The sequence below is a fragment of the Micromonospora sp. A202 genome (assembly GCF_006715105.1).
Taxonomy (GTDB): Bacteria; Actinomycetota; Actinomycetes; order Mycobacteriales; family Micromonosporaceae; genus Micromonospora; species Micromonospora zamorensis.
On record NZ_VFMP01000001.1, the window covers coordinates 6,388,518 to 6,404,988 of the forward strand.

Below are 16,471 nucleotides of genomic sequence, written 5' to 3' on the forward strand. Positions count from 1 at the left end.
CTGGATAGGCTCGACGGGTGTGTGCAGCTGAGCGGCCGATCGAGCCGGCCGGTACCGGATGGTCCGCCCGCCTTCATGTGGTGACCGGCAAGGGGGGCACCGGCAAGACCAGCGTCGCCGCGGCCCTGGCCCTGGCGCTCGCCGCCGGCGGCCGACGCACCCTGCTGGTCGAGGTCGAGGGGCGGCAGGGCATCGCCCAGCTGTTCGGCATCGACCCGCTGCCCTACGAGGAGCGGCACCTCGCCGACGCGCCGGACGGCGGCGAGGTACGCGCTCTCGCGGTGGACGCCGAGGAGGCGCTGCTCGAGTACCTCGACATGTTCTACAAGCTGGGCGCGGCGGGCCGGGCGCTGCGCAAGCTCGGTGCCATCGACTTCGCCACCACCATCGCGCCGGGGCTGCGGGACGTGCTGCTCACCGGCAAGGTGAAGGAGGCCACCACCCGCACCTCCGGGCAGCGGCGGGTGTACGACGCGGTGGTGCTGGACGCCCCGCCGACCGGGAGGATCGGTCGCTTCCTCAACGTCACGGCCGAGACCGCCCGGCTGGCCAAGGTGGGCCCGATCAAGACCCAGAGCGAGGGGGTCGCCGCGCTGCTGCGCTCCCCGATGACCGCTGTGCACGTGGTCACGTTGCTGGAGGAGATGCCGGTGCAGGAGACGGTGGACGCGATCGCCGACGTGACCTCGCTCGGCTTCGGCATCGGGAAGGTGATCGTCAACGGCGCCCGGCCCCCGCTGCCCGCCGGCCGGGCGATCACCGCTGCGGAGCTGCGGCGTGGGCTGGTCGCCGCCGGCCTGCCGGCCGATCGGGACACCGTGGCCGGTTTGCACGATGAGGCCCGGGACCAGGTCATCCGTCGCGAACTGGAAGATTCGCTCCGCGCCGAGCTGGTGGAGTTGGGGCTGCCGATGGTCGAGCTGCCGTTGCTGCCCGACGGGGTGGACCGTGCGGGCCTCACGACACTGGCCCGGGCCCTCGTCAGCGCCGATTGACTCACACCTGAGCTCAGCACCGGCGCATGGACCGACGCGGCCCGATACGCTCGATTGGTGCCTTCCGAAGACGCGGCGCCGCAGCTGGACGTCGACCAGATCCTCGCCGACCCCGGCGTGCGGATCGTCGTGTGTTGCGGTGCCGGCGGAGTGGGAAAGACGACCACCGCTGCGGCGCTGGCCCTGCGGGCCGCTGAGCACCACGGCCGACGCACCGTGGTGCTCACCATCGACCCGGCCCGCCGGCTGGCCCAGTCGCTGGGCCTGACCGAGCTGGACAACACCCCGCGCCAGGTCAAGGGCATCGACGTCGAGAGCAGCGGCGGCGAGCTGCACGCCATGATGCTGGACATGAAGCGCACCTTCGACGACGTGGTGCTGCAGCACACCGATCCGGCGAAGGCCGCGGAGATCTTCGCGAACCCGTTCTACCAGGCGATGAGCTCGACCTTCGCCGGCACGCAGGAATACATGGCGATGGAGAAGCTGGGCCAGCTGCACGCCCGGGGCGAATGGGACCTGATCGTGGTGGACACGCCGCCGTCCCGCTCGGCACTGGATTTCCTGGACGCGCCGGCCCGACTCTCCCGCTTCCTCGACGGCCGGATGCTGCGACTGCTGCTGGCTCCGGCCCGCAGCGGCGGACGGAGCATGTTCAGCCTGGTCACGGCCTCGTTCGGGATGTTCTCGAAGGTGGTGCAGAAGGTGCTCGGCGCACAACTGCTCACCGACCTGTCCGGCTTCGTGGCCGCACTGGACTCGATGTTCGGTGGTTTCCGGCAGCGCGCCGAGCAGACGTACCGCATCCTCCAGGCCGGGGAGACGGCCTTCCTGCTGGTCGCGGCGCCCGAGCCGGACGCGGTCCGGGAGGCCGCCTACTTCGCGGGCCGTCTGCGGGACGAGCGGATGCCGCTCGCCGGCCTGGTGCTCAACCGGGTGCACCGTCCGGCGGTGCCGGAGCTGGATGCCGAGCAGAGCCGGCTCGCCGCCGAGCGGCTGACCGAGCTTGGTGGGCACGAGGCCACCGCCGACGTGCTGCGGGCGCACGCGGCGCTGGCTCGTCAGGCGGTACGCGAGCAGCAGGTCGCCGCGCGGTTCACCGAGGCGTTCCCGGCGGTGCCGGCCGTGTCAGTGACGGCACAGCCCGCCGACGTGCACGACGTCGACGGGCTGCGAACGATCGGCGCGGCGATCAGCCGGCCGTGACCGGCGTCAGGTGGCCGCGCTGACGAGGATCTTGTCCTTGCCGGCCTTGTCCTTGCCGTTCTTCTTCATCGCTGCCTCGAACATCTTGCGCCAGCTCGTCACCTGCGGGTGACGACGCAACAGCGCCCGCCGTTCGCGTTCGGTCATGCCACCCCACACACCGAACTCGATCCGGTTGTCCAGCGCGTCGGCCAGGCACTCGTACCGAACTGGGCAGCTCCGGCAGATCCGCTTCGCCACGTTCTGTTCGGCGCCTTGTACGAACAACGCGTCCGGGTCCCCGTTCTGACATGCCGCAAGCGACGGCCAGTCAGTGATCATGCCCATGTGTACACGTCCCCCCTTGCAGTACCTACCGACCTCGTCGATGCACGTCAGCCGGCAATTCCCCCCGATCGCCCGGCCTGCCTTCCCCAAGGCGGCGCGGACGACATCTGGCGCTGTCGCCGCCCCCATCATGCTCTGTAGTCACCCGATTACGCAACGTTGTCGGCGAAATCCATCATTCCGGACACTCCCGGCTTCCCGGGCCTTCAACCGCCGGTTACCCCGCCGAGGTCAGCGATAACGCCGCGCCGCCTCCCTGAATTGGAGGAGACTCACGCCAGGTCACACGCAACCAAGCACGGGGGGTCGTGCGTTTAGCACAACGAGGGCAGCGCACGCAGGAAATGGGGAAAGAACGCCCCAGCGCACCTCGTTCCCTACTCGCGTACCCTGCTGAGGTGACCTGGATGCGGAAACGTGACCACAATGTGCTGACCAACGCCGCATCGCTACTCGTGTGTGGCCTGTTGGCCGGCGTGGTGGTCGCTGCGGCGGCCTTCCCCGCGGTGGCGATGTCCGGCTTGGCCGCGAAGGCGGGCGCCGAGACATTCGGTAACCTGCCCACGGAGCTGACGGTGGCCCGAGCGCCGCAGATCAGCTACCTGCTGGCCTCGGACGGCAAGACACCGCTCGCAACGATGTACGACGAGAACCGGCGCGACGTGAAGCTCGCCGACATCTCTCCCTACATGCAGAAGGCCATCATCGCGGCCGAGGACCACGACTTCTACAAGCACAACGGCGTCGACATCAACGGTGTCGCACGCGCGTTCGTCAACAACCAGGCCGAGGGCTCCGGCCGGCAGGGCGCCTCGACGCTGACCATGCAGTACGTCCGGCTGGCCATCGCCTACTCGGCCACCCACCCGGCCGACGTGGTCGCGGCGACCGAGGACACCAGCGCCCGCAAGCTCCGCGAGATGCGGCTGGCCCTCCAGGTCGACAAGGAATTCTCCAAGGACGAGATCCTCACCCGCTACCTCAACCTCGCCTCGTTCGGCAACGGCGCGTACGGCATCTTCGCCGCCAGCCAGGTCTACTTCGGAAAGCCGCCGAGCAAGCTCACGATCGATGAAGCGGCACTCCTGGCCGGCATGGTCAAGGCACCGACGACGAACGACCCGACCACCAAGGCCGGCCGCCCGCTCGCACTGGACCGACGCAACTACGTCATCGACAACATGGTTGAGATCAAGGCCATCACCCAGCAGGAGGCCGACGCGGCCAAGGCGATCAAGCTGGTGGTGAAGGACAAGCGCACCCCGAACGGTTGCGTCTCCGCCAACGTCAACAGCTGGGGCTTCTTCTGCGACTACTTCTACCGCTGGTGGATGCAGCAGGAGACGTTCGGTTCGACCACCTACGACCGGGAGCGGCGACTGAAGAGCGGCGGCTACACCGTCGTGACGTCGATCGACGTCCAGGCGCAGCGCGGCGCGGACAAGGCGGTCCGCAAGGCCAAGAGCGTGAACAGCAAGGAAGCCGCCATGGTCGCGGTGGTCGAGCCCGGCACCGGCCGGGTCCGGGCGCTCGCGGTGAACCGGCAGTTCAAGCTGGACGACCCGAAGAACCCGAAGAACAAGATCTCCAGCGATCCCGCGAAGAGCAAGAAGAAGATCCGGGGCAACTACCCGGCGACGGTCAACCCCCTGCTCACCGGTGGCGACGGCATCACCGGTTATCAGGCAGGCTCGACCTTCAAGATGTTCACGATCGTGGCGGCGTTGGAAAAGGGCATCCCGCTCAGCTACCCGATCAACGCGCAGAAGCAGTTCAAATCGGAATACATCATCCAGCCGGGCCCCGCGGCCTGCCCAGGCACCAACTTCTACTGCCCCACCAACTCGACGGAGAGCATGGCCGGCCCACACAACATGTGGAGCGCGTTCGGCCGTTCGGTGAACACCTACTTCGTGCCACTGCAGCAGCAGGTCGGCGCGGAGAACGTGGTCAAGGCCGCCAAGCGGCTGGGCATCAACTTCCGGTCCCAGGAGGATCTGGACCTGGAGAAGGGTGCGCACCAGTGGGGCGCGTTCACCCTGGGCGTCTCGCAGACCACCCCGCTGGATCTGGCCAACGCCTACGCCACCCTGGCTGCGGACGGCACGTACTGCGAACCGATCCCGGTGCAGGAGATCCGCGACCCGGAGGGCAACAAGCTCGACATCGCCAACCCGCGCTGCGAGAAGCGGTTCAGCACCGACGTGGCCCGCGCCGCGGTGGACGCGGCCCGCTGCCCGGTCGGTGACAAGTCGTCGTCCTCCCGGTGCGCGGGGGCGACCGCCCCCAACGTCCGTGGCGACGTCGGTTTCCCGGTGGCCGGCAAGTCCGGCACCACCGACTCGGAGAAGACCGCCGCACTGGTCGCGATGACCAAGCAGTACGCGGTGGCGGGCATCATGGCCGACCCGGACTGGCCGCAGACCAACGTGAAGATGAAGCACGGCGAGAAGGACGGCATCAACCCGCCGGTGTGGGAGACGCTGCGGGACGCCATGAAGGGCAAGAAGGCGATCCAGTTCGAGCCGCCGGGCCAGAAGATCTCCGAGGGCGACCAACGCAGCATCCCGAGCGTGAGCTGCATCCCGCTGGATCAGGCGAAGTCCCGGATCAAGGGTGCCGGCTTCGAGCCGGTGGTCTCCGATGCCAAGGTCAAGTCTTCCTGTCCTCCGGGCACCGCCCATGGCACCAGCCCGGACGGGCGCACCATCAAGGGTGGCATCGTCACCATCCAGGTCAGCAACGGTGGTGGCGGCACCACGCCGGGCAACACCGGTGGTCCCGGTGGCCCCGGGCAGCCTGGCAACCCGCCCGGTCGACCCGGTGGCGGTGGTCGTCCCGGCGGCTGAGCCGACGAGCAGGACACAACGGGCGGGCACCCTTCTCGGGTGCCCGCCCGTTCGTCTGTCCGGTCGACCGGCTACCGGCGCCGATCCCGAGGGCGGCAGTCGCGGTGCCGCCGGTGGGTCAGAGGCCCAGCTGTCGGCGTACCTCGGAAGCCACCCGGCCGCCCTCGGCCTGGCCCGCCACCGCGGCCTGGGCCGCCTTCATGGCCGGGCCCATCTGGGCCTTGCCGGTGAAGCCGCCCGCGGCGAGCGCCCCCGACACCAGCTCGGCCAGCTCGGCGTCCGAGAGCTGCTTGGGCAGGTAGCGGTCCAGCACCTCACCCTCGGCCGACTCCTTCGCGGCCTGCTCGGCGCGGCCGGCGTCGGCGAACGCGGTGGCTGCCTCCCGGCGCTTCTTGGCTTCCTTGGTCAACACGGCGAGCACCTCGTCATCGGTGAGCTCGCGCTTGGCCTTGCCGGCGACCTCGGCGGTGCCGACGGCGGCCAGGGCCATCCGCAGCGTGGAGGTGGTCAGCTCGTCGCGCGCCTTGAGCGCGGAACGCATGTCGGCAGTGAGGCGGTCCTTCAGCGTGCTCATGGACGGTCAAACTACCCTGAACGCCATGCGAAAGCGCACACTATTCCGGCTTGCCGCCGGAACCGCCACGGTCGGCGCGGCCACCCTCGCGTACGCGTCGCTCATCGAGCGCAACATGTTCACCCTGCGGCGGTACGACGTGCCGGTGCTGCCGGCCGACGCGGAGCCGCTGCGTGTGCTGCACCTGTCGGACCTGCACATGATGCCCGACCAGGCGCGCAAGCAGCGCTGGGTGGCGTCGCTGGCCGCCCTGGACCCCGACCTGGTGGTGGTGACCGGCGACAACATGGCGCACCCGGACGCGGTGCCCGGGGTGCTGCGCGCCCTACAGCCGCTGCTGGACTATCCGGGGGCGTTCGTGTTCGGCTCCAACGACTACACCGGGCCGGTCCTGAAGAACCCGTTCACCTACTTCCTGCCCGACCGTGAATACACCGAGGGCGTCGAGCTCCCCTACGAGGAGCTGCGTCAGGTGTTCACCGGCGCCGGCTGGGCGGACCTCAACAACGTCCGGACCACGTTGAAGGCCGGCGGTCGACAGCTCGACCTGGTCGGCGTTGACGACCCCCACATCGACCGGGACGACTACCCCTCCGTGGCTGGCGCTGTCTCGTCGTCAGCGGATCTGTCCATCGCGCTGACGCACTCCCCGGAGCCACGGGTGCTCGACCAGATGGCGGCGGACGGCTTCGGGCTGATGCTGGCCGGGCACACCCACGGCGGTCAGGTCTGCGTACCGGGCTTCGGTGCGCTGGTCACCAACTGCGGCCTGCCCCGCTCGATGGCGCGAGGTCTGCACCGCTGGCCGGGCTCGGACTCCTGGCTGCACGTCTCCGCCGGCCTCGGCACCCACCCCACGGCCCCGATCCGCTTCGCCTGCCCCCCGGAGGCCAGCATCCTCACCCTCATCCCCCGCTGACCCGCCCACACCCCTGCGCCCCGCGCAGGCGGTGTGGGCCTCAAGATCCGCGCACACCCCTGCGCCCCGCGCGGGCCTCAAGATCCGCGCCGGCCTCAAGATCCGCGCAACATCAGGGATGTTGCTGCCTCACCCCGCGCCGAGGCAGCAACATCGGGGAAGTTGCGCGGATCTTGAGGCCCGCGCGGGGTCCGGGCAGCGGGGGTACCGAGTTTGACCATCGGGGCGGGTGGGCTACTATTTGTCGGCACGCCTCGGGGTGTGGCGCAGCTTGGTAGCGCGCTTCGTTCGGGACGAAGAGGTCGTCGGTTCGAATCCGGCCACCCCGACCAGGTCAGAGGGCACATCCGATCCATGGATGTGCCCTCTAGTGCTTCCTGGGGTCCAACTGCGGCCGGATCGAGGCCAGCCAGGGTTGCGACCCGGCGGAAGGCCCGGCGGACGGTGTCCGCATCGGGGGCAGTGCCGACAGTCGAGGGAAGATCAACCCGAGCTTGACGTTTGGCCTAGGAGCCGTCGCCCGCGCTCTTCCAACCGTCCCGCTCGGGTAACTCGGCGAGAAGCCGCTCGTACTCGGCCTGGCTACCGATCGTTGCCCGGTGTTCGGGGTGAGCGACGTAGTGCCCGATCACAGCAGCGAGAAATTCCGCGTCGACGTTGTCGGTGCGCATGGCCTTCCGGCTCCACGGAATACCGCGTCGCCGCACCAGCTGGGGTTCCGCGATCGCCATCCGGAGCCGCGAGGGGCGGTCGACACCTGGGGGGACCTGAGCGGCCGGTAGGGCCTCCCACGGCACAGTGAGTGAGCCGAGAGCCCAACGCTGCCGTATCCCGTAAGGATGGAGCTGCACCCCGTAACCCCGCCACGCCTCGACCAGCAACAGCGCGACCAGCAAAAACCAGGGAACATTGACGATCACGTCGAACGTCGACGCAATGCCTGCCCTGGTCGAACGCACCACTGCGCCGATGCTGGCCGATGCAGGCGCGAGGAAGCCCAGGGCAATGAGCACCTTCCACGCCGGAGCGGGTGTGGCGAAGGCCGGAACGTGCGGCTGCACCACAAGGTAGACCGGACGGCTCCCCATGGCGATGAGCGCCAGGACCAGGACCGCCAAGGTAAGGAAGAGCAGCGGGAAGAACAGGCGCTGCCCCAGGGTAGGCACGAACCCGACGGCCGCGACGTTCACACCCGCCACCAGTAGACCAAGCATCAAGACAACGTGCCGGTGACGCACCATGGCATCCGAAACCTTGCCGATCATGCCCGTGACCATACGAGCCGGCGGTTGCAGGACTGGCTAGCCGATCGGTCGACGCTGAACAACGAAGCGTCGATCATGTCAAGCATCCTGTCCCGCAAAGTTTCTGCACGCCTTCAATGCGGCCCGAGACGGGCCCGCACCCGGTCGCGGTCCGTGAGCGGTTGCGCAGGGCCACCCCGCCAGCGTCGACGCGGGCAAGCCGAGCAGACCGCCACCCGGGCCGCCAGCGTCCGAACGTGCGTCAAGGCCGTCTTGACGTGGGGGACCGGGGTGGCGGCCCGCTCCCCAGGAGGGCGGGTCGGCGGCAGGCGGGATGGCAAGCAAGGCGACAGCGGTGACGATCTCAGTAGGATGCGCACATGTCTCGGCCGGTGATCTTCGATCTCTTCCATACCCTGGTTCACGGTGCCGATGACGAGCGTGACCGGGTAGTTGGCGAGATGGCGCTCGTGGTCGGGGTGGCTCCGTCCGCGCTGATCGCTGCGTACCACGCCACCTGGCGTGACCGGCTGGTCCGGTGGGACGTGGAGGAGACCGTCCGCATTCTCGCCGGACGCCTTGGTGGCACGCCAACCGACGCACAGGTGACACGGGCCGGTGGACATCGGCGAGCCCTCGCGCGCCGGGTGCTGGGCACTGTCTCGACCGCCACCCTGGACGTGCTTGACGCGCTGCGCGACGACGGGCGTCCGCTGGCCCTTATCAGCAACGCCACCTCGGAGACCGCCGAGGCGTGGCCGCAGAGCCCGCTTGCCCGCTGCTTCGACGTCGCGGTCTTCTCCTGCGAAGTCGGGCTGGCCAAGCCCGACCCGGCGATCTACCGCATCGCCGCTGAGCGGTTGGGCGTTGCGCCGGCAGAGTGCGTCTTCGTCGGTGACGGCGCAGACGGCGAACTGGCCGGCGCGGCAGCGGTCGGTATGACCGTGCTTCGTACCACTGAGCACAACGACACCGACCCGAGCTGGGGCGGACGTGCGTTCGCCACCCTTGGCGAACTGCCCGCCCTGCTGCGTGAGTCGGCCGGTATAAGTTCCGCTTCAACGTCTGACGGTCGGGTTGGGTGACCAACTGGGTGACGACGGGCGAAGAGGTCGAGGTGCGGCTGCAGATGTTGTGCCACGATCGGCCCGTGCGTACCTGGGGTGACCTAAGCCATGAGGAGCAGTGCCTCATGGTCAACGCTCAAGAGCATGACCTGCTCCCGAGCGTGCTCTGGGACTGGCGGACCGATCTCGACCAGGAAGACAAGTTGACACTGCTGCCGGTGCTTGCCACTGCCCTGGTCTCACTGATCAATGATGGGCTCATCGAGGTACGCCAGCTGGTCGTCGACGTAAACGGCAGCGGCAGCTACGAGGTGATTCCCTGCGGACAACTTCCTGACGTGCTCGCCGACCAGGCTGTCTGGGAGTACACAGATCACAGCTGGATCCATCGTGACGAGGGCCTGGCGATCGTCGAGACCCACGCGGGGCGAGAGTTGTCGCTCACCGATCGCGCGGGTGTGCCGGATCCCCAGAGCTCGAACCCCTACCTGAAGTAGCCGGTCTGTCGGGGCGGGCGGTGAGCCAGCGGTCCGGGAAGCTGAACGGCGCGGCGATGATCATCGGGCACAGATCCGGCACAACTGACACCTGCAAGGGCTGTCAACCGCCGTAGGGCAGCGGAAGAATCGGCTCTGGTCACGTGGCCGATACGTGCAGTTCGGGATGATCGACGCAGCGCCGGAGGGGTTGAGGGTTCTAGTCCGCCCCGGCGGTCCGAACCACGGCGAGCGGCTGCAACCGCACAACCTGAGCTGTCCAGCAGTCCGGGCGGCCCGAACGGATCGACGTCGACGGCGAACTTCCCCACCGGCCGTTCGCGCTGCCGGCAGTGACGTTCTTGCGGGCGCTGTCGCTATGACTTACGCCTGTCTATGACGAATCCCCGGGATCTGGAGATGTGCATGGTGTCGCAACAGCGAAGGCTGGGCCGTGGCGTGATGATCCTGCTGATGGCCCTGGCCGCGATGGTGGCGTCCACCACGCCGGCGTTCGCGGCGGCATTGCCGCCACCGGCCTCGGTTGGCGCGGCGGCGGTCTCCGCGACCCGGGTCGAGGTGAGCTGGCAGGCTGTGGCAGGCGCCGGCAGCTACCAGGTACGGCGCGGAACCGTGTCGGGTGGCCCGTACCAAACGGTGGGGACGGCCAGCGGGACGTCTTACGTCGACGAGACCGTCGCGCCGGAGAAGGCGTACTACTACGTCGTACGGTCCCGGTCCGGCAAGCGGACGTCGGGCGACTCGACCGAGGCGTCAGTGCAGACCTCGCTCCCGAAGCCCGTCAACGTGCGGGCGACCGCGGCGGAGACGAGCATGACCCTGCGTTGGAAGGCCGCGGCCGGCACAGCCCGATACGAGATCGTCCGGCTGAGCGAGGCGGCACCGGTGGAGACGGTGGTCGGCACCACGACCTCGACCGAGTACGTGGACAGCGGCCTCACGGTCGCCACCCGCTACGTCTACTGGATCCGGGCGGTCGGCGCGGGCGGCGCCACGGCCACGTCCGACGCCGTACGGGTCTACACCGGCCCTGCCACGACAACGACGGTCACGGTGTCACCAGGCTCGGTGGAGCAGGGACAGCGGATCCTGCTCATCGCGAACGTGCGATACGCGGACGGCCGGATTCCCAGCGGTGAGGTGGCGTTCATGTCTGCGGCCGGCGCGGTCGCGTTCGTCAACGTCGACGGCACCGACGGCACGGCGATCGCCATGGTCAACGGCACTGGATGGACTCCGACCTCGGTCTACGCGCAGTTCCAGGGGTACGACTGGCAACCGTCCGGGGCGAGCGTGTCCGGCGATGCCGTGCCCGTGGTCACCCAGCCCTACGGCTCAGTGGTCTTCGCCGCTCCCTCCTGGCTGAAGCTCGGCTCCTGGGAGGAAGCGGTCGCCACCGGCGACCTGACCGGCGATGGGCTCTCTGACGTGGTGGTGACGACGACCGAGTACGCCGATGACGCCCACGACCATTCCGCCTTCCTGTTCGTGCAGGAGGCCGAGAACCAGCTCGTGCTGAAGCAGCAGTTGGCGACGTCGACACCCACCGGCGGCAGCATGTACCCGGTCATCGGTGACCTGGACGGCGACGGTGCCGACGAACTGGTCGTCGCTACGGGCGACGGGGTCGACGTGTTCCGCCGTACCGGATCCGGGCTCTCGACGGCCGAGCACCTGTCGTTCGCCGACGACCTCATCGACCTCAAGCTCTGCGACCTGGACGGTGACGGTCGGACGGACATCGTCGCGGTGAGCGACAACGGCGTCCTCGTGCGGTACGGCGACGACAGCGGTGGCTTCGCACCCGTGGCTCTCGTCTCGCCGCACCGCGGTTTCGTCCTGGACGCGGTCGACATGACGGGGGACGGCCGGCCGGACCTGGTGGTGCAACTCGGACAGCTGATCCAGATCAGCACCCAGACGGCGCCTCGATCGTTCGCCGACCCGGTCGGGTACCAGGCTCCCGCCGGACACCTGCGCACGGTCAGTTCCATGGCCGTCGGCGACGTGACAGGGGACGGTAGGAAGGATGTCGTCGTCACCGTCTCCGGCAACGCACCGAACGCCCAGGTGCAGGTGCTCACCCACGACAGCGGGGGCGTGTTCGGACGGTGGATCCGCTACCCGGTCTACGAGATTCCGGACGCCATCGCGATCGCCGACGTGAACAACGACGGTCGTGACGATGTCGCCATCACCCACGGCGGCTGGAGCTCAGCGGGCGTCCTGCTGCAACGGCCGGACGGCTGGCTGGGCAACGAGTTCCGCGTCTCCCAGCTGCCGCCCGCCAGTTCCTTCACTCCGCGCGGGCTCGCGGTCGCCGACATCAACAACGACGGCCTGAAGGATCTGCTGATGGCCAACTACAACTACGGGCTCGTGGTGGTGCCGCAACGCCCCGCGGCGACGTCCGCGGCGACGTCGCCGAAGGTCCAGGTGGGCCGGGCCTGAGCGACGTTGGAGGACTCGTCGGTGGAGGGCACATCCGATCAACGGATGTGCCCTCCACCGTTCCCGGGCGTGCCTGCGCGCTCAACCCACAAGGATGAGTTCCGGGACCAGCGGATGCTGCCGTCGCGGCTGACGACGGAGCGACGCCCCGCTGACTAGCATCGATCGCGATGGAGCTGCTGGAGCGCACGGACGCGCTCGCCACCCTGGACCGGCTGCTGGCCTCCCCCGGTGGCGCGATCGCGCTCGTCGCGGGCGAGGCAGGAGCCGGTAAGTCCACAGTGGTTGGTGCGTTCGCGGCGACGGCCGGGGCCAGGGTGCTCTGGGGCAGCTGCGACCCACTGCTGACCCCACGGGCGCTCGGCCCGGTGCACGACATCGCCCGGCAGGTCGGCGGCGTACTCGCGGAACGACTGAGCGCACTGCACACGGCGACGGAGGCCGAAGGGCGCGGCGCCGTGTTCGACGCGCTTCTCGGCGAGCTGACCGACCCCCGGCCCGGTCACCGGACGGTGATGGTGGTGGAGGACGCGCACTGGGCGGACGGCGCCACCCTGGACCTCATCGCGTACCTGGGGCGGCGGCTGACCCGCCACCCGGCGCTGCTCGTGCTCACCCTGCGCGATGACGAGGTGGGGGCTGATCATCCCCTGCACGCCGTGCTCGCAGGGCTGCCCCGGCCACTGGTCCGCCGGTTGCCGCTGCCGGCCCTGTCCACCGATGCCGTCGCGCGGCTGGCCCGCCGCGCCGGCCGCGACCCTGACGGGTTGTACCAGGCCACCGGCGGCAACCCGCTGTTGGTCACCGAGGTGCTGGCCGCCACCGGCCCGGGTGTGCCGCCGACCGTACGCGATCTGGTGTTGGCCCGGCTGGCCGCGTTGTCGCCGCCGGCCCGGGAGGTCGCCGCCCTGGTCTCGGTGGTCCCGTCCCGGGCCGAGCCGTACCTGCTCGACGGTCATCCACCGGCTGCCGTGCAGGAGTGCCTGGATCGCGGGGTGCTGGTGCCGGCGGGCAATGCGGTGGCGTTCCGGCACGAGTTGCTGGGTCGGGCGGTACGCGAGTCACTGTCCCCGGTGCACCGGGTCGCGCTGCACGCGGCCGTACTGGCCCGGCTCACGCCCCGGCCGGACGTGGACGCCGCCCGGTTGGTGCACCACGCCCACCACGCCGACGATCCGGCGGCCGTGCTGCACTGGGCACCCGTAGCGGCCCAACGGGCCAGCCGGGCGGGCGCGCACCGGCAGGCAGCGGACCACTACACCGTCGCACTCCCACACGCCGCGGGCCTGCCGGCACCGCGCCGGGCCGAGTTGCTCGAGGCGTACGCGACTGCCGCGTACCTTGCCGGGCTGGCCGCCCAGGCGCTGGACGCCCGGCAGGCCGCGCTCGCCCTGCGGGAGGCCGAGGGCGACCCGCTGCGGATCGGCGAGAACCTGCGCTGGGTGTCCCGGCTGTGCTGGTGGACCGGGGACAGCGCTGCGGCCCGGACGACGGGTACCCGGGCGGTTCAGGTGCTGGAGTCCGCGCCGCCCGGCAGGCAGTTGGCGATGGCCTACAGCAACATGTCGCAGCTGCTCATGCTCGCCGACGACAACGGCCGGGCCATCGACTGGGGTGACCGGGCCCGGGAGCTGGCCCGGCGGCTCGGCGACGTGGAGACCGAGGCGCACGCCCTGGTCAACGTCGGTTCGGCCCGCCTCCAGAGCGGTGATGTCGCCGGCATCATCGAGCTGGAACGTGGGCACACCCTGGCCGTCGCCCACCATCTCGACGACCACGCGGCCCGGGCGCTGGTCAACCTGGCCACCATGTCGGTGGAGTGGCACCGGATCGGGCGGGCCGCCGAGGCCCTGGACCGGGCGTTGCGCTTCACCGAGACCCGGGACCTCGACGGGTACGCCCGGCACCTGCTCGGACACCGGTCCCGACTGCGGCTGACGACCGGCGACTGGGCGGGTGCCCGCGCCGACGCCGAACGGGCGCTGACCGGCACCGTGCAGCCCGGCGGGAGCCTGGTCCCGGCCCTGGTCGCACTGGGCCGGCTCCATGCACGCCGGGGCGAGCCGAGCACCGAGGACCATCTGGACAGGGCGGCGCGCTGGGCGACGCAGAGCCGGGAACTCCAGTTCGTCGTGCCGGTCGCCGCGGCCCTGGCCGAACGACACTGGCTGGCCGGCGAGCCGGAACGGGCGGTCCCCGAGCTGCGCCGTGCCCACCGGCTGGCTCTCGACGCGGGCCAACCCTGGTACGCCGGCGAGCTGGCGTACTGGCTGTGGCGGGTCGGCGAACCGCTCGGGGACAGCGACGCGCTGGCGTCGCCGTACCGGCGGCTCATCGAGGGTGACTGGGCTGGCGCGGCCGAGGAGTGGCACCAGCTCGGCTGCCCGTACCCCCGGGCCGAGACGCTGGCCTGCGGCGACGACCCGGCGGCCGCTGAGGCGCTGCGGGTCCTGGACGGGCTGGGCGCGGTCGCCGTGGCCCGCCGGATCCGGGCTGAGCTGCGCGGCCGCGGGATGGCCCGAGTGCCGAGAGGGCCGCGCCCGAGGACGGCCGGGGACCCGGCGGGCCTGACCGCCCGGCAGCGGGAGGTGCTGGCGCTGCTCGCCGAGGGGCTCAGCAACGCCGAGATCGCGGCCCGGCTGTCGCTCTCCGTTCGGACCGTCGGCCACCACGTGTCGGCGGTGCTGGACAAGCTCGCGGTGCCCAGCCGGGGCCAGGCTGCGGCGACGGCCCGCCGGCAGGGCCTGGCGCCCCCAACATAGGTGTTTCTACCGATCCCTCGCAGTGCCACTCCGCCTACGGTCGGTGACACACCGAACCGTCCGAGGGGGACCATCGATGACCACCGCAATCGATCTCAACGCCGTCAAGGCACGCCAGCAGGTGACCTGGGCCAGCGGCGACTACGGCGCTGTCGCCGCCCTCATCCACCCGATCTCCGAGTTGCTGGTGACGGAGGCCGACCTGTCGGCCGGTGCCCGGGTGCTGGACGTGGCGACCGGCACCGGCAACGCCGCCATCGCCGCCGCGCGCTGCGGCTGCGTCGTGACCGGCGTCGACTACGTACCCGAACTGTTGGAACGGGGCCACGCCCGCGCCGCTGCGGAACGACTCCCGGTCACGTTCGTGACCGGGGACGCGGAGCGCCTGGCGTACGCCGATGGGTCCTTCGACGCGGTGCTCTCCGTCGTCGGCGTGATGTTCGCGCCCAACCAGGAACAGGCGGCAGCCGAGCTGGTCCGGGTCTGCCGGCCCGGCGGCACGGTGGCGCTGGCGTCGTGGACGCCGCAGGGATTCATCGGCGACCTGTTCCGCACGGTGGGGCGGCATGTGCCGCCGCCGGCAGGGCTGCGCCCACCGGTGCAGTGGGGCGACGAGGGCCGGGTTCGCGAGCTGCTCGGCGGGGCCGTGGGTGAACTGCGGGCGGTACGCCGGGAGTACGTCTTCCGCTTCGGCACCCCGGCGGAGTTCGCCGACTTCTTCCGGGCCAACTACGGGCCGACGCTGAAGGCGTTCGAGGCGCTGCCCGAGGAGCAACGATCGAATCTACACGCCGATCTGGTGGAGCTGGCCCGTACCCACAACCGCGCCACCGACGCCACGCTGCGGATCGCCGCGGAGTACCTGGAGGTCGTGGCGCGGCGGACCGCCGACCCGGTCTGACGCACATCACCGAAGATCATTTGATCCGTTCGACCGGCTCCCAAGCCGGTTGAGCGGTGATTGTCGCCCGACAACCGGTCACATACGCCTGATCATCCGCTCAGCAGGCGGATGACACGGGGCAGATCATCCACTGTGATCAGACCCAGGCCGCGCCGTGCCATCGTCGGCGCGGCCCGGCCGGTCAGTCCTGTCGTTCGGTGCGCTCGATCTCGGAGAACGCGGCGGCCAGGTAGTCGTCCAACGGCACGCCGGTCGCCGCCAGCAGATCGGCCACCAGCAGCGGGGCATGCCGGGCCAGGGCGGACGCGTCCGGGGGTGACTCGTCGCCCTCGGGGTCGTACACCCCCAGAGCGCCGGCCAGCAGGACGAGCACCACGTGCGGGTCGACGTCCGAACGCCACCGTGCCGCCCCCTGCACGCAGCGGGTCAACACCTGGCGGATGTCGTCACCGGTCAGCCCGTCCGGGTGGCTCTCCTCCAGCAGCAACCGGACCACCGCGCCGAGCACCAGCCCGGAACGCTCGTCGGCGGCGAGCTTGCCGACCACCTCGTCGTACGCCTGACCGTCGCGTGCCTGGGCTGCGGCGACGGCCGCGGTGGCGGTCACCGCGATGGCGCGGGCGGTAGCGGGCAGATGTCGCCAGGTGCCGGTCATCGGGTCAGCATCGCAGACCCG

Annotated in this window: 13 protein-coding genes and 1 tRNA gene; 10 read left to right on the plus strand and 4 right to left on the minus strand. The window is 70.2% G+C overall.

Features of this window, described 5'->3' with window-relative positions; all coding sequences use genetic code 11:
• Positions 1-17 precede the first annotated feature (17 nt).
• Both FBZ33_RS29615 and FBZ33_RS29620 read left to right on the plus strand, forming a co-directional pair.
• The gene (locus tag FBZ33_RS29615; RefSeq protein ID WP_141911645.1) at positions 18-995 is read left to right on the plus strand and encodes an ArsA-related P-loop ATPase; all 978 of its coding nucleotides are present in this window, start codon (positions 18-20) and stop codon (positions 993-995) included.
• Positions 996-1,049: 54 nt separating this feature from the next.
• Positions 1,050-2,201 carry an ArsA-related P-loop ATPase gene (locus FBZ33_RS29620; protein WP_172862126.1) on the plus strand — a complete coding sequence of 384 codons (1,152 nt, stop codon included), beginning with the start codon at positions 1,050-1,052 and terminating at the stop codon, positions 2,199-2,201.
• Between the two features lie 6 nt (positions 2,202-2,207).
• Here FBZ33_RS29620 and FBZ33_RS29625 read toward each other — a convergent pair whose 3' ends face one another.
• Positions 2,208-2,528 carry a WhiB family transcriptional regulator gene (locus FBZ33_RS29625; RefSeq protein WP_141911647.1) on the minus strand — a complete coding sequence of 107 codons (321 nt, stop codon included), beginning with the start codon at positions 2,526-2,528 and terminating at the stop codon, positions 2,208-2,210.
• Between the two features lie 407 nt (positions 2,529-2,935).
• On the opposite strand from FBZ33_RS29625, the gene FBZ33_RS29630 reads away from it, so the two are divergent.
• On the plus strand, positions 2,936-5,377 hold the full coding sequence (locus tag FBZ33_RS29630; RefSeq protein ID WP_141911649.1) for a transglycosylase domain-containing protein: 2,442 nt from the start codon (positions 2,936-2,938) through the stop codon (positions 5,375-5,377).
• A 118-nt stretch (positions 5,378-5,495) separates the two neighbouring features.
• On the opposite strand, the gene FBZ33_RS29635 is transcribed toward FBZ33_RS29630, so the two are convergent.
• Entirely contained in the window at positions 5,496-5,951 is a 456-nt protein-coding gene (locus FBZ33_RS29635; protein ID WP_088950579.1) for a GatB/YqeY domain-containing protein, read from the minus strand.
• Between the two features lie 25 nt (positions 5,952-5,976).
• Between FBZ33_RS29635 and FBZ33_RS29640 the strand changes: the two genes are divergently transcribed.
• Positions 5,977-6,870: a metallophosphoesterase gene (locus tag FBZ33_RS29640; protein ID WP_141911651.1), complete on the plus strand. Its 894-nt coding sequence runs from the start codon at positions 5,977-5,979 to the stop codon at positions 6,868-6,870.
• 255 nt (positions 6,871-7,125) lie between these two features.
• Positions 7,126-7,202 (plus strand) — tRNA-Pro (locus tag FBZ33_RS29645).
• A 174-nt stretch (positions 7,203-7,376) separates the two neighbouring features.
• Here the strand turns inward: FBZ33_RS29645 and FBZ33_RS29650 are convergent.
• On the minus strand, positions 7,377-8,135 hold the full coding sequence (locus tag FBZ33_RS29650) for a hypothetical protein (RefSeq protein ID WP_141911653.1): 759 nt from the start codon (positions 8,133-8,135) through the stop codon (positions 7,377-7,379).
• Positions 8,136-8,494: 359 nt separating this feature from the next.
• On the opposite strand from FBZ33_RS29650, the gene FBZ33_RS29655 reads away from it, so the two are divergent.
• From FBZ33_RS29655 to FBZ33_RS29675, 5 genes are all read left to right on the plus strand, one after another.
• Positions 8,495-9,199 carry an HAD family hydrolase gene (locus FBZ33_RS29655; RefSeq protein ID WP_141911655.1) on the plus strand — a complete coding sequence of 235 codons (705 nt, stop codon included), beginning with the start codon at positions 8,495-8,497 and terminating at the stop codon, positions 9,197-9,199.
• Positions 9,196-9,678, plus strand: coding sequence for a hypothetical protein (locus FBZ33_RS29660; RefSeq protein WP_141911656.1), 483 nt, complete (start codon positions 9,196-9,198; stop codon positions 9,676-9,678). Before FBZ33_RS29655 ends, FBZ33_RS29660 begins: the two co-directional genes overlap by 4 nt.
• 405 nt (positions 9,679-10,083) lie before the next feature.
• Complete coding sequence (locus FBZ33_RS33855) at positions 10,084-12,129, plus strand: FG-GAP-like repeat-containing protein (protein ID WP_141911658.1); 2,046 nt, start codon at positions 10,084-10,086, stop codon at positions 12,127-12,129.
• Between the two features lie 170 nt (positions 12,130-12,299).
• Positions 12,300-14,891, plus strand: coding sequence for an AAA family ATPase (locus FBZ33_RS29670; RefSeq protein ID WP_141911660.1), 2,592 nt, complete (start codon positions 12,300-12,302; stop codon positions 14,889-14,891).
• 76 nt (positions 14,892-14,967) lie between these two features.
• Positions 14,968-15,792 carry a class I SAM-dependent methyltransferase gene (locus tag FBZ33_RS29675; RefSeq protein ID WP_141911662.1) on the plus strand — a complete coding sequence of 275 codons (825 nt, stop codon included), beginning with the start codon at positions 14,968-14,970 and terminating at the stop codon, positions 15,790-15,792.
• A 184-nt stretch (positions 15,793-15,976) separates the two neighbouring features.
• Here the strand turns inward: FBZ33_RS29675 and FBZ33_RS29680 are convergent, their stop codons facing one another.
• Positions 15,977-16,450 (minus strand): hypothetical protein, encoded by a 474-nt coding sequence (locus FBZ33_RS29680; protein ID WP_141911664.1) that lies wholly within the window; start codon positions 16,448-16,450, stop codon positions 15,977-15,979.
• Between the last annotated feature and the right edge of the window lie 21 nt (positions 16,451-16,471).

Coding starts and splice junctions, on each gene's coding strand:
- FBZ33_RS33855 (WP_141911658.1), top strand. CDS start 10,084: ATGGTGTCGCAACAGCGAAGGCTGGGCCGTGGCGTGATGATCCTGCTG.
- FBZ33_RS29625 (WP_141911647.1), bottom strand. CDS start 2,528: ATGGGCATGATCACTGACTGGCCGTCGCTTGCGGCATGTCAGAACGGG.
- FBZ33_RS29675 (WP_141911662.1), top strand. CDS start 14,968: ATGACCACCGCAATCGATCTCAACGCCGTCAAGGCACGCCAGCAGGTG.
- FBZ33_RS29655 (WP_141911655.1), top strand. CDS start 8,495: ATGTCTCGGCCGGTGATCTTCGATCTCTTCCATACCCTGGTTCACGGT.
- FBZ33_RS29650 (WP_141911653.1), bottom strand. CDS start 8,135: ATGATCGGCAAGGTTTCGGATGCCATGGTGCGTCACCGGCACGTTGTC.
- FBZ33_RS29670 (WP_141911660.1), top strand. CDS start 12,300: ATGGAGCTGCTGGAGCGCACGGACGCGCTCGCCACCCTGGACCGGCTG.
- FBZ33_RS29680 (WP_141911664.1), bottom strand. CDS start 16,450: ATGACCGGCACCTGGCGACATCTGCCCGCTACCGCCCGCGCCATCGCG.
- FBZ33_RS29640 (WP_141911651.1), top strand. CDS start 5,977: ATGCGAAAGCGCACACTATTCCGGCTTGCCGCCGGAACCGCCACGGTC.
- FBZ33_RS29635 (WP_088950579.1), bottom strand. CDS start 5,951: ATGAGCACGCTGAAGGACCGCCTCACTGCCGACATGCGTTCCGCGCTC.
- FBZ33_RS29630 (WP_141911649.1), top strand. CDS start 2,936: ATGCGGAAACGTGACCACAATGTGCTGACCAACGCCGCATCGCTACTC.